This window comes from Trinickia terrae (assembly GCF_005144415.1).
GTDB classification, from domain to species: domain Bacteria; phylum Pseudomonadota; class Gammaproteobacteria; order Burkholderiales; family Burkholderiaceae; genus Trinickia_A; species Trinickia_A terrae.
This window is the reverse complement of sequence record NZ_SWJE01000012.1, coordinates 130,895-143,781: the sequence shown is the minus strand read 5'-3', so window position 1 is coordinate 143,781 and position 12,887 is coordinate 130,895. Positions and strand designations below refer to the sequence as shown.

Genomic DNA, 12,887 nt, shown 5'->3' with positions numbered 1-12,887 from the left:
CTCATAATCCGGTCTTTCGTTGCGAGTGCAGGCCCGTCAATGTCAGCGTCAGGCAAACCGCAAACCTCCCGGCCGCTCGTCGTGGCGTCCGTCATGGCCGCGAGCGCCATGGTCGCCATCGAGGCGACGATCGTCTCGACCGCCATGCCGCAAATCGTCGCCGACCTCGGCGGCCTCGATCTGTACAGCTGGGTTTTCGCTTCGTTCCTGCTCGCGCAGACGGCGATGACGGTGGTGTTCGGCAAGCTCGCCGACCTCTACGGACGCAAGCCCGTGATGCTCGCAGGCATCGCCATCTTCCTGATCGGCTCGGTGCTTGCGGGATTCGCGTGGTCGATGCCCGCGATGATCGCGTTCCGGCTGATCCAGGGCGTGGGCGCGGGCTGCATCCAGCCGGTGACGCTCACGATCGTCGGCGACCTCTATCCCGCGCACGAGCGCGGCAAGGTGCAGGGCTATCTCGCGAGCGTATGGGCGATCGCGGCCGTGGTGGGGCCGATGGCGGGCGGGTTGATCATCCGCGACCTGTCGTGGGCGTGGATCTTCTGGATCAACGTGCCGATCGGGCTCGCGTCCGCCGCTGGCTTCGTCGCGTTCCTGCACGAGGACGAGCGGCGCGAACGGCGTTCCATCGACATCGCGGGCGCGGCGCTCTTCACGGTCGCGATCGGCGCGCTGATGATGGCGCTGACCGACGCGGATGCGGCAGGCGGCCGGCGCGCGTGGTGCGAATTCGCGCTGTTTTGCGTGTCCACGGTGCTGTTCGTTTGGCAGGAGCGGCGCGCCGCCGACCCGATGATTTCCTTTTCGCTCTGGGCGCACCGGCCGATCGCGGCCGCGAATGTGGCGACGCTCTTCAGCGGCATGGCGCTGATGGGCCTGACGACGTTCCTGCCGATGTATGTGCAGGGCGTGCTGCATCGCTCGCCGGTCGTCGCCGGCCTCGCGCTCACGATGATGATGCTCGGCTGGCCCGCCGGGGCGACGCTCGCGGCGCGCACGTTCCATCGTTTCGGGCTGCGCCGCATCATGATCGGCGGCAGCGTGTTCCTGCCGCTCGGCGCGCTGCCCTTCGTCGCGCTGAACCCATCGAGCTCGCCGGTGACCGCCGGCCTCGGCTCGCTCGTGATGGGGCTCGGGATGGGGACGTCGAGCGTCTGCTGCCTCGTGCTGATCCAGGAGATCGTGACCCCGCTGCAGCGCGGCAGCGCGACGGCGTCGAACCTGTTCGCGCGCAATCTCGGCAGCACGCTGGGCGCGACGATCTTCGGTGCGGTGCTCAATTACGGGCTCGGTCACACCAAGGGGATCGCGGCGGTCACGGCCGACGAGCTGCGCCGGCTGCTCGACACGTCGTCGGCGAGGCTCGCCGCGAACGAGCCGATCCGGCTCGCGTTGCATCAGTCGCTGCATCTGACCTTCGTGGCCTTGCTCGGGATCGTCGTGGCGGCGGTGGCGGCCTTGCTGTTCGTGCCGCCGGTGCGCATCGGGCAGGCGCGGCGGGTGTCGGCGGGCGAGGCGGTTTAGGATCGGAAATTTGAGGCTTTCTCTCTTTCAAGCCGCGGCTTGAAAGAGAGAGCTAGCGCTATCCGCAAGTTCAGACGAAAGCGGGCGCCGGAGGCCCTTTCCGGATCCTTTCGCCAGCCGACAAACCGGCCTAACCTTTCTGACAACGGCGCATCCATTCGCGCGCCGCCGCCCGTATACCGATCCGAAACGAGCGAGGAAAGTCTCATGGCTACCGACACCGATATCCACGATCAAGGCCGGCAATTACTGCCGTTTCGCGAGTCGGTGCTGGCCATGCTCGGCGTGGCGTCGGTATCGATGCTGATCGCGCTCGACCAGACCATCGTCGGCACCGCGATGCCGCGCATCGTCTCCGAGCTGAAGGGCTTCGATCTCTACGCGTGGGTCGCGACGGCCTACATGCTCGCGTCCGTCATCACGATCCCGATCTTCGGGCGCCTCGGCGATCTGTTCGGACGCAAACCGTTCATGCTGGCGGCCATTCTCGTCTTCACCGTCGCCTCGGTGCTGTGCGGGATCGCGACCAACATGCTGTTCCTGGTGATCGCGCGCGGCCTGCAGGGCATCGGCGGCGGCATCATGATCGGGACGGTGTTCGCCACCGTCGCCGACCTGTTCCCCGATCCGAAGCTGCGCCTGCGCTGGCTCGTATTCGTGACGTCGGCGTTCGGTTTCGCCAACCTCGTCGGGCCGATGCTCGGCGGCATGCTGACCCAGTACGGCGGCTGGCGGCTCGTGTTCTTCGTCAACGTGCCGGTGGGCGTCGTCGCGCTCTTCTTCGTGCGCAGTTTCCTGCCGCATCTTCACCAGGCGCGCGAGGGCGCGCGGCTGCGTCTCGACTGGGTCGGCGCGTTCGTCGTCGCCGTGACGTTCGGCGCGCTGCAGCTCACCATCGAGCTGCTGCCCAAGCAAGGCTGGACCTCTTCGACGATCGTGCTCGGCGCGATCGTCGCGGTCTGCTCGCTCACGCTGTTCTTCTGGGAAAAGCGCATGGGCTATCCGATCATTCCCGTCGACATGCTGCTCGACCGCAAGCTCGGCGCGCTCTTTGCGATGTCGCTGCTCGGCGGCTTCGCGCTGTTCTCGCTGGTGTTCTACGTGCCGCTGCTGTTCCAGGGCGGCTATGCGATGTCGCCGCATGCGTCGGGCACGCTGATCACGCCGCTTCTGCTCGGCACGACCGTGGGCAGCGTCATCAACAATCGCGTGGTCACGCGCATCAGGCGCGCCAACGCGATCATCTATGTCGGCTTCGCGCTCGCCGCGTTCGCGAGTCTCGCGGTGGTTGCGCTGAAGGGCAGCGAGCCGCATCTCGTATGGATGGCGTGCATGGGGGCGAGCGGCCTGGGGCTGGGCCTCGTGGGGACGAGCCTCACGGTCTGCTCGCAGCAGATCGTCGCGCGCGATCATCTCGGCGCCGCGACGGCGCTCCTGCAATCGCTGCGCACCTTCGGCGGCATGCTCGGCACGGTGATGACGGGCGCGCTGCTCGGCCATCTCTACACGATGGGCGTGCATCGATCGCTCGATTCGTATCAGGCGACGCAGTGGTTCAAGTCGTTTGCGAGCCCCGAGCTGCTCGTCGACCGCGCCGAGCAGGCCGCGTTGATCAACCGGCTCGTGAGCGCGGGCCACGCCGGCGACGCGATGATGAATTCCGCCCGCGGCGCACTCGTGGATTCGATACACGTGGGTCTCGTGGTGGCGGCCGTGGCCGCGCTGGCCGGGCTGTGCCTCGCGTGGTTCGTGCCCCCTGTGCGCGTCGGATATCTCGAAGCTCAGCCGCAACGGGGATGACTTGTGCAGGGAAGGTTTAGTAATACTTTTCTGCGCGGCACGGGCGGCAAACGTTTGCGCGTGAGCAAAAACCCTCGGGCGCCGGCCGGGCGCTAAAGATCTCCGCCGGACATGTCGATATACGGGCTATAGAGAGGCAGGACCGCGATCCAACGGTGCGCGGCTCCGCAGAGTACCGAACGGTGCAAAACAAAATCCGCAGGGGAACATCTTGAAGCAGCAAAACGCGTCATGGTCGCGCACGGCGGCCCCGAACGAGGTCATCTATTCGGAAGGGTACGCCGGCAAGCCGGTGATCTACGTGATCGCGGACGGCAAAGTCGAAATCTCCACACGCTGCGACGAAAAGAAGGTCGTCCTGGCCACGCTCGGCAAGGGGGAATTCTTCGGCGAGGCCGCGCTCCTGCCGTCCGAGCCGCGCGTGTCCACCGCGAAGGCGCTGACGTTCTGCCAGCTGACCGTCGTCGACGTGAGCGTGATCGATGAAGAATTGGAAAAGGTGTCGCCGCTCCTGCGCCACATGGTGCGAACCATGATTCGCCGCATGAAGCGCAAGGACGATCTGCTCGCCACCTACACGCATGCCGATTTCCTGCCGGGCGTGCTGTCGTATGCGCACGTGTTGTCGCTGATGGCGGGCGCCGAGTACCGCGAGGAGCGTATGGGACGCTCGCGCCAGGCAGAGGCCGCCGTGCCGCTCGCCGAAGTCATCAAGAAGTGCCGGGCGATCGCCGGTCATTCGCGCTTGCACGTGATGGCGATGCTCAAGCGCATGGAGCGGCTCAACCTCATCTCGATGGAGAGCGGGCGCAACGACTACCTGGGCAAGGCGTCCGCGGCGGTTGCCGACGAAGGCGGCGCGATCGGCCGCCAGATGGTGACGTTCGATCCGGTGCGGATCACCGATCGTGCGCAGCAGGTCGGCGATCAGGATCTCGACCTCGCCATCACGAGCGAGCTCGAATTGATCGAGCTGTCCGATCTCGAAGCGCTGATCGGCGTGGAGAAGAAGGTGATTCTCAACAAGCTGTCGCACGGCGAAATCGCCGAGGACATCTTCGCGTTCCGCAAGTCGAGCGTGCTGAACTACGTCGAAGAGAAGGGCGTCTCGTACTTCTCCAAGCGCAAGCGCCGCCCGATCAGCGAAATGGACTCGATGAGCGACCTCGAATTCGTCGACGAGCGCGTGCTGTTCGATACCGTCAGCGCGTTCGATGCCTACGATCTTGCGAAGCTGCTCGCTGCGCTGGAGGAGCCGGCGATCTCCGAGCGGCTGCAGTCGGTCATGACGGAAGCGCGCAGGAAGGAGATCTCATGGATCATGCGGCGCGACATCAAGATCGATCCGCTGGAGGTGCAGGATATCGAGCAGCGCTTCATCGAGACGGTGAAGGCGATCAAGTCGGCTCCGGGCAACGCGGCAGCGTAACGCGCTTTCAAGGAACGACATGGACATCCTCACGCTGTTCGGCGCATTGCTCGGCGTAGCGGCCATCGTCTTCGGCTTCTCGCTCGAAGGCGGGCGCTTCGCTTCGCTGTTTCAGTTGGAAGCACTCGTGATCGTGCTCGGCGGCACGCTCGGCGCGGTCATGATCCAGAACACCTGGGCGCGGTTTTTCGATGGCGTGAAGCTGATCGGCCGCGCGTTCACCCGGGCCAAGGCGGTGGATCAGGAGAGCTTGTCGAAGCTGCTCGAATGGGGCGACCACGCGAAGCTCAACGGCATGCTGGCGTTCGAAGCGATGGATGTCGGCGGCATCGATCCGTTTGCGCGGCGAGGGTTGGAGCTGCTGGCCAACGGGGTGTCGACCGCGGTGCTCGAAGACGCCTTGCAGCGTGAGCTGGAAGCGTACGAGCGCAATCACATGGCCGCCGCGCGGATCTGGCAGCAGGCGGGCGGCTATGCGCCGACCTTCGGCATCCTCGGCTCGGTGCTGGGGCTGATCCAGGTGACCGGCCACATTCTCGAGCCTGCGGAACTCGGAACGGGGATCGCGGTGGCGTTCGTCACGACGCTCTACGGGCTGGCTTTCGCGAACCTGTTGTTCCTGCCGCTCTACGGGAAGATCAAGGCGCAGGTCGATAGCGAGCTGCGTCTGCAAAAGCTCTATCTCGACGGCTTCCTCGCGATCTCCCGCCGCGAATCGCCGCAAACCATCGAGACGCGTCTCACGGGCGATGTCCGTCAACGGTCGAAGGAAGTGCTGGCATAGGCGCTTGCTTTCGCAACAGTCTCATTCTTGAAGAACAAGAAACGCGTGATGGTCTCCACCGTGCGAAATACATTCGCCAGGCTGCTCCTCGGGTCAGTTCTCGTTCTTGCCTTGGGCAGTTCCTATCCGCCGTATTCCGTCGCCGCGGAGGCGTCGGCGTCGGCGCAGAACCTTTCGCCGGCGGATATCAAACCGGAGATCGTGTCCATCGTCGTTCCGGGCGCAGGCGCATTCGGCGGCGATATCGCGATGCACACCGAAGTCTACAAACCCGCAGGTACCGGCCCGTTCCCAACGCTGATTTTTTCTCACGGGCGCTCCTCGGACGGCTTGGAGCGAGCCAGGCTGGAGCACCCGATCCCGAAAGGACATGTCAGGTATTGGCTGATGAAGGGCTTTGCGATCGTTGCGCCGGTACGAGTGGGCTATGGCGAAACGGGCGGCCCGGACCGCGAGAATTCGGGAGCCCGATTCGATAGCTTCGGCAATTGCACAAGCAGGCCGGAATTCCGGGAGGTGGCGAAGGCGACGGCGCAAGCCACATTGGCCGCCGTTAACTGGGCGCGCGAGCAGCCATGGGCCGACAAGAACCGCATCTTGCTGGAAGGCGCCTCGGTTGGAGGATTGGCGACGGTGGCGACCGCCGCGAGTCGTCCGCCAGGGGTTGTCGGCTACATCAACTTCTCCGGCGGCGCCGGCGGGCTGCCGGAGCGTGCGCCGGACCACAGCTGCGGCCCGGATGAAATGAAGGCGGTCATGGCCGAGCTCGGAGCGACGGCCACCATCCCGGGCCTCTGGTTGTACGCCGCGAACGATCATTTCTGGGGACCGGATGCGCCGCGCAAGTGGTATGACGCATTCGAGGCTGGGGGCAGTCCTGCGGAATTCGTGAACGCTGGTGAATTGTCCGGCCGGGACGGTCATTTTCTGCTCAATTACGGCGGAAAGATGTGGTCCGTGCCCGTCGACCGCTTCGTGAAGCAGTTCGGGTTCTAAGCAGACCCTGGAGGAGCCCTGAGAGATGAGCGTTCGCACCGAGATCCGGCGCCTGGCGTCCGAGAAGAACGATTTGCACAAGGACGACGAAACGGGCGGCAGCACCGAGCGCTGGCTGATTTCGTACTCGGACCTGATCACCACGCTGATGGTGCTGTTCCTCGCGCTCTATGCGCTGGAGCTTGCCAGGTATCGCCGGCTCGAAACGACGGTCGAGGCGGCGCACGTCGTCAAGACGCAGAAGAGCGCGGCCAGTGCCGATGCGGCGAACGGAAAGAAAGAGGCGGCAAAAAAAGAACTCATGTCGCTGCTCGGCGCGCTTCGCGACGAGAAGCAGCTCACGCTCAGCGAGAATGCGCAAGGCGTCGAGATCGGCATCAACGCGAAGGTGCTGTTTCGCTCGGGCGATGCGCAACTGATGCCGGATTCGCTTGGCGTGCTGAACCAGGTGGCGGCGGTGCTCAAGAACTATTCGTCGAGCAATATCTTCGTCGAGGGACACTCCGACAGCGTGCCGATCGCCAACGCGAAGTACGAGTCCAATTGGGAGCTTTCGTCGGCGCGAGCGGGGGCGGTGGTGCGCTTCCTCGTCGAGCGGGGCGTCGAGCCGCACCGGCTCGCGGCGATAGGGCGGGCCGATACGATTCCGCTCGTCATCGGCGATGATGAGGCGGCAAGAGCCGCGGATCGGCGGGTGGTCATACTTGTGCAGTATTGAGGTGAGGGGGGCGCTCGAAGGTTCGCGAGGTTTAGGTTTTCGTGGAAACTTTGAATTCGCGGCGGTCCGTATAGTCCGTCCCTCCCCGGGACCGGGGTCACTTTGGTCTTGCCCAAAGTAACCAAAGGCGTGTCCTAGGCGGACGGCCTGTCCCGGAGGCACGCAGTGCTGTTGGCGGTAGCGGTCTTGGGGGCTACCGTTGTCGCACGCCGTACGTCCCGTTAGCACGCGGCACAGAATTGCCTTGCGTCGAATCAAATTCATGTTGACGGTGAAGCAAGGCCTGATCGGCTTTCCTCATGAGGCGGCTCCAGCTCCATGCGCCCATCTCATCTCCAATCGCAGGCAATACGGGGCGTGGCCAAAGCGACGCCCTCGATTTGTTTCGACGCAAGGCAATTCTGTGCCGCGTGCGAACGGGACGTTCGGCGAGCGGTGACGGCAGCCCTCAGACCGCTATCGCAGACAGGACTGAGTGCTAACGGGCCAGGCCGTCCGCCTAGGACACGCCTTTGGTTACTTTGGGCAAGACCAAAGTGACCCCGGTCCCGGGGAGGGACGGACTATACGGACCGCCGCGAATTCAAAGTTTCCACGAAAACCTAAAACGCCCCAAGCCAGTATTGCTGAAGCACCTCACTGCAGCACCGCCTCATACCTGGCGACCTGCCGCCCCGCAGCATAGCGCGGCTCCAAGCGCTCGCCATCATCCTCGACCGCGGCCGCAGCCGACTCATCCGGCACGAACACATACCCGCGCCCCCGCATGGTCTGGATGTACTGCCGTCCCGACGGCGACGCCCCGAGCGCCGCGCGAACGCGGAACACCAGCACGTCGAGTCCGCGCTCGGCCTGATCGGAGCCGTCCCTGCCCAGCATGCCGATGATGCGTGCGCGCGAAAGCGTCTTCATCGGATGCGCAGAGAAAATCTTCAGCAGCGCGAATTCGCTGGGCCGCAACGGCACTTCGACGCCATTCCTGAACAGCCTGCGCCCCAGAAAATCGATCGCGCAGTCAGCGAACACGAATTGCTCGCGATTGACCGGCACCTCGAATCCCTCGCGATGGTGACGCCGCAGGGCATTGCGGATGCGCGCCAGCAGTTCGTTGGGATCGAACGGATCGACGAGGTAGTCGTCGGCGCCGAGCTCGAAGGCGACGATCTTGTCGACGACTTCCGCGCAACGGCTCACGATGACGACCGGCATGTCGTATCCCGCCGCGCGCAGGCTTCTTAGCGAGGCCATCGCGTCGATGTTCGGCGTGCCGTGCCGCAGCACGATCGCCGACGGCACCTCCACCTCGAGACGCCGCATCAGCGATGTCGCGTCGTACAACACGGACATTTCCACCTGGTGCTTCTGCAGGTGTGCGCGGAGTTCGTCGCGAATCTCCTGATCGGGCTCGACAACAAGAAGGTGGGTGATCATCGGCATGAGCTCTCTTTCCACGGCACGAAATTAAACACGTCCTGGCGGGGCGTGCGTCCAGCGGTTACCACAATGGAGCCCATCTTAGAGAGCAACTGTGCAGCGACGATGGGGGAAATGAGGAGAAAATATGGAACTTGGCGCACCGGTGTAGGCACGGGCACGGCGCAGGCGCGAAAATACGTCCCACATGCCGAATGCCCGCCGCATGCCCTGCGCGCCGTTTCCAACTTGCTTTTCGCGGTCCTTCCCATACGCAACGTGTCCATCAGAGTCGGCATCACCTCGAAGCTCTTTCTCGCCATCTCGGCCGTCTGCATTCTCGTGGCGGTTGCGATGGGCGTCGCCGTGCGCGTGAGTTTCCAGCGTGGGTTTCTCGACTACCTGAATGCGCAATCCTCGGCGGGAGCGGACCAGCTGACGAGCGAGCTGGAACAAGGTTACGCGCAGCACGGCAGCTGGGATTACCTGCGCCGCGATTCGGATGCATGGTTCGCGCTGCTCAGAAACCTTCCCGGGAACCAGCGCGCCGACGAATCCTCAGGGCCCGGAGCGAGCCGCCCAGGCCCGCCGCCGGGCACGGAGCCGTCCGGCGGACCGCCTAACGGGGCGCCGCCCGATGGATCGCCGCCCGGCGGCTTCACAGGCGGCCCCCCGCCCGGCGCGCCCCCGGGGCCGCCGCCCGGCGGACTGTCGGACCCGGGGCCCGGACGCACGCCGCCGATGACGCTGTACGACGCGCAGCTGCATCGCGTCGCGGGCAACGGGCCGCCGCCTCCGCCGGACGCGCATCGCCGTCCGCTCGAGGTCGGCGGCAAGGTGGTCGGCTGGCTGGCCGTCGCCTCGCCCGAGAGTCTGCTGGCCGCCGCGGACCAGCAGTTCCAGGCCCGGCAGATCCGCGCGACCTGGGTCATCGTGGGCCTGGCCGCGCTGCTCGCGGCCGGCGCGGCGATCGTTCTGGCCCGGCTCTTTCTCGCGCCGGCGCGGCGCCTCGTGGTCGCCACGCATCGCCTCGCGAGCGGCGACTACGCCACGCGCCTGCCCGAGGCCGGCGGCGACGAGCTTCATCAGCTGGCGAAGGACTTCAACCAGCTCGCGACGTCGCTGCAGGCCGCCGAGCGCAGCCGGCGCGATTTCATCGCGGATATTTCGCACGAGCTGCGCACGCCGCTCGCGGTGCTGCGCGGCGAGCTCGAAGCGATCGAGGACGGCGTGCGCGCGCTCGACGCGTCGAACCTCGCCTCGCTGCAAGCCGAAGTCGCGTCGCTGAGCCAGTTGATCGACGACTTGTACGAGCTGTCGCTTGCCGATATCGGCGCGTTGTCGTTCGAGAAGGTCATGGTCAACGTGGCGCCGCTCGTCGAAGGCGCGGCCGAGGCGTTCCGCGAGCGCCTGGCCGCGAAGAGCATCGCGCTCGAGACGGATTTCGGCGCGGCGCCGGCGTTGATGTCGGCGGACCCGCACCGGCTCACGCAGCTGATGAAGAACCTGCTCGAGAACTCGCTGCGCTACACCGATCCGGGCGGCAAGGTGCGCGTGGCCGTCTCGACGAATCCGTACGAGCTGCGGATCGACGTGCAGGACTCGTATCCGGCCGTGCCCGAACCGTTGCTGCCGCATCTATTCGACCGGCTCTTTCGCGTCGACGCCTCGCGCAGCCGGCAAAGCGGCGGCGCGGGCCTCGGCCTCGCGCTGTGCCGGCACATCGTCCGCGAGCACGGCGGCACCATCACGGCGTCGCGCTCGCCATTGGGCGGCCTATGGGTCATGGCCCGCTTTCCCAACCTGAACCCCCAACATGATTGACCGCACCTCGCGTCCATCCATCCTGATCGTCGAAGACGAGCCCAAGCTGTCCGCGCTGCTCACCGACTACCTGCGCGCGGAGGGCTACGACGCGACGGCCGTCGCCGACGGTCTCGCCGTCATCCCGCACGTGCGCGCGCAGATGCCTGCGCTGATCCTGCTCGACCTGATGTTGCCGGGCCGCGGCGGACTCGAAATCTGCCGCGAATTGCGGACGTTTTCGCACGTGCCGGTGATCATCCTCACGGCGCGCGTCGACGAGATCGACCGGCTGCTCGGTCTCGAGCTGGGCGCCGACGACTACGTCTGCAAGCCCTTTAGCCCGCGCGAAGTGGTGGCGAGGGTCAAGGCGATCCTGCGGCGCGTCGAGAACCTCGCCAATGCGGCGCAAGCGGACGGCGCCACGGCGTCGCCGTTCGAGATCGACGTCGAGCGGCACGTTGCGCGTCTCGACGGCCGCGACCTCAACCTGACGCCGATCGAGCTGCGCCTGCTGTCGCTGCTGCATTCGACGCCGGGCCGGATCTACCCGCGCGATCACCTGCTGCGCAGCCTGTACGACGATCACCGTGTCGTCGCCGACCGCACCGTCGACACTCACGTCAAGAACCTGCGCCGCAAGCTGCAGGCGGTGCGCCCTGAGCAGGACATGATTCGCTCGATCTATGGCGTCGGCTATCGCCTCGATCGCGAGCCGGAGCAGGACGGCCCGGGCGGTTGAGTCGGGCGCGCACGCATGGCGCGAGGGCCGTGCCGTTAAGACGATGTAACGAAGCGGTGATGACCGCTGGAAGAGGATCCCCTAGATTTGGGGGAAGCGCGCAAACAAGACCAACGCGCCATTTCTTCCAGGGGCCAAGCCATGATCTTAGACAGACACCTCTCACGCCGCCATTTCCTCACCACGACGCTCGCGCTTGGCGCCGCGCTGCAATTTCCGCTGAGAAGCCAGGCTGCGCAGCCGCAGGATGCGGGCTCGTGCAAGCTCAATATCGAACAGGAAGTCGGCCCGTACTATCTGCCCGACAACATGATGCGCAGCGACATCACGGAAGGCAAAGCGGGCATTCCGTTGATCCTCGATATCGCCCTCATCGACAAACGCCGATGCGCGCCGCTCGCCAACGCGATCGTCGATGTTTGGCAGTGCGATGCGCTGGGGGTGTATTCGGGCTTTGCGAAGACCGACGGCTATCCCATTCCGCCGGGACCGCAAGCTTCGATGCCTCCCGCTCCGCCGTCCGGGATGCCTCACGGTCCGCAATCGGGCATGCCGCCCGGCCCGCAGTCTGGCATGCCGCCCGGTCCCCCTCCGTCGGGATGGCCGGACGCCTCGCGCGGCGGCCCCGGTCATGACAGTCCGCCGCCGCCACCGCCGCCCGCGAGCAAGTCCACCGATCGCCTCACGTTCCTGCGCGGCGTCCAGCGCACGGACGCACGGGGCAACGTCACGTTCCGCACCATCGTCCCCGGTCTCTATCTGGGGCGCACGAATCACATTCATTTCAAGGTGCGCGTGCCGGACACGTCGTCTCTTGCCGGCGAGCATGTTTCGCATGTCGGGCAGATCTTCTTCCCCGAAGACCTGATGGTGCGCCTGATGCGCGTCGAGCCTTACCGCAATCACGTCATCACGCGCACGACACAAAACGAAGACCCTGTCTTTGCGCATCAGAATGGTGCGGCTGCCATTGCGCGAACCACGGCGCTGCAAGGCGACGCCTATGAAAAAGGCATGCGCGCGCAAGTCGTCGCAGTCGTCGATCCCGAGGCGGCGCCGCAGCCCGTTATATAGCCAACGGCGCAACGCTCAACAGAATCGGGCAAGAAATTCAGAGAATCGGACAAGCAATAGCGGCCCGTCATCGCGCAAACTCCAGCAGTTCATCGTCGTCCGAACCCGGACGCATCGAGATTGACTACAGGAGCCATCGATGTCCACCTCCTTCACTCTCAACGGCAAGCCCATCACGCTGGATGCCGATCCCAACATGCCGTTGCTGTGGGCGATCCGCGAGGTCGCCGGGCTGCACGGCACCAAGTTCGGCTGTGGCATGGCGCAGTGCGGCGCGTGCACGATTCACCTGGAAGGCACGGCAACCCGCTCCTGCGTGTTGCCGCTCGCCGCGGTCGCGGGCCGCCGCGTGACCACGATCGAAGGCCTCGAAGGCAAGCCTGCGAAAGCCGTGCAGGCCGCGTGGGTCGAGCTGCAGGTCCCGCAGTGCGGCTATTGCCAGTCGGGGCAGATCATGTCCGCGACGGCGCTGCTCGCGCAAAACCCGAAGCCTACCGACGCCGACATCGACGCCGCGATGAGCGGCAACATCTGCCGCTGCGCGACGTACTCGCGCATTCGCGCGGCGATCCACAGCGCCGCCGATTCGATCCAGGGGTAA

The 12,887-nt window shown here is 65.5% G+C and carries 11 protein-coding genes; 10 read left to right on the top strand and 1 reads right to left on the bottom strand.

Annotation, left to right across the window (positions count from 1 at the left end; all coding sequences use genetic code 11):
* Window positions 1-39: 39 nt before the first annotated feature.
* The 6 genes from FAZ69_RS21860 to FAZ69_RS21835 all read left to right on the top strand — a co-directional run bounded on the left by FAZ69_RS21860 (window position 40) and on the right by FAZ69_RS21835 (window position 7,254).
* Window positions 40-1,527 (top strand): MDR family MFS transporter, encoded by a 1,488-nt coding sequence (locus FAZ69_RS21860; protein ID WP_136897180.1) that lies wholly within the window; start codon window positions 40-42, stop codon window positions 1,525-1,527.
* Window positions 1,528-1,734: 207 nt separating this feature from the next.
* Complete coding sequence (locus FAZ69_RS21855) at window positions 1,735-3,327, top strand: MFS transporter (RefSeq protein WP_136897179.1); 1,593 nt, start codon at window positions 1,735-1,737, stop codon at window positions 3,325-3,327.
* Between the two features lie 211 nt (window positions 3,328-3,538).
* Window positions 3,539-4,756 (top strand): cyclic nucleotide-binding domain-containing protein, encoded by a 1,218-nt coding sequence (locus FAZ69_RS21850; protein ID WP_136897178.1) that lies wholly within the window; start codon window positions 3,539-3,541, stop codon window positions 4,754-4,756.
* Window positions 4,757-4,775: 19 nt separating this feature from the next.
* Window positions 4,776-5,540 (top strand): flagellar motor protein, encoded by a 765-nt coding sequence (locus FAZ69_RS21845; protein WP_136897177.1) that lies wholly within the window; start codon window positions 4,776-4,778, stop codon window positions 5,538-5,540.
* 27 nt (window positions 5,541-5,567) lie between these two features.
* A complete protein-coding gene (locus FAZ69_RS21840; protein WP_240702400.1) occupies window positions 5,568-6,536 on the top strand; it encodes a dienelactone hydrolase family protein in 969 nt (322 codons plus the stop codon).
* 25 nt (window positions 6,537-6,561) lie between these two features.
* Entirely contained in the window at window positions 6,562-7,254 is a 693-nt protein-coding gene (locus FAZ69_RS21835) for an OmpA family protein (protein ID WP_136897176.1), read from the top strand.
* A gap of 636 nt (window positions 7,255-7,890) precedes the next feature.
* On the opposite strand, the gene FAZ69_RS21830 is transcribed toward FAZ69_RS21835, so the two are convergent.
* Window positions 7,891-8,691: a winged helix-turn-helix domain-containing protein gene (locus FAZ69_RS21830; protein ID WP_240702398.1), complete on the bottom strand. Its 801-nt coding sequence runs from the start codon at window positions 8,689-8,691 to the stop codon at window positions 7,891-7,893.
* A gap of 255 nt (window positions 8,692-8,946) precedes the next feature.
* Between FAZ69_RS21830 and FAZ69_RS21825 the strand changes: the two genes are divergently transcribed.
* The 4 genes from FAZ69_RS21825 to FAZ69_RS21810 all read left to right on the top strand — a co-directional run bounded on the left by FAZ69_RS21825 (window position 8,947) and on the right by FAZ69_RS21810 (window position 12,887).
* Complete coding sequence (locus FAZ69_RS21825) at window positions 8,947-10,491, top strand: ATP-binding protein (RefSeq protein WP_240702397.1); 1,545 nt, start codon at window positions 8,947-8,949, stop codon at window positions 10,489-10,491.
* Window positions 10,484-11,212, top strand: coding sequence for a response regulator (locus tag FAZ69_RS21820; RefSeq protein ID WP_136897174.1), 729 nt, complete (start codon window positions 10,484-10,486; stop codon window positions 11,210-11,212). The genes FAZ69_RS21825 and FAZ69_RS21820 overlap by 8 nt, the downstream gene beginning before the upstream one ends.
* A 141-nt stretch (window positions 11,213-11,353) precedes the next feature.
* Window positions 11,354-12,286 carry a peptidase associated/transthyretin-like domain-containing protein gene (locus tag FAZ69_RS21815; protein WP_136897173.1) on the top strand — a complete coding sequence of 311 codons (933 nt, stop codon included), beginning with the start codon at window positions 11,354-11,356 and terminating at the stop codon, window positions 12,284-12,286.
* A gap of 139 nt (window positions 12,287-12,425) precedes the next feature.
* Window positions 12,426-12,887, top strand: a complete 462-nt coding sequence (locus FAZ69_RS21810; protein WP_136897172.1) for a (2Fe-2S)-binding protein — start codon at window positions 12,426-12,428, stop codon at window positions 12,885-12,887.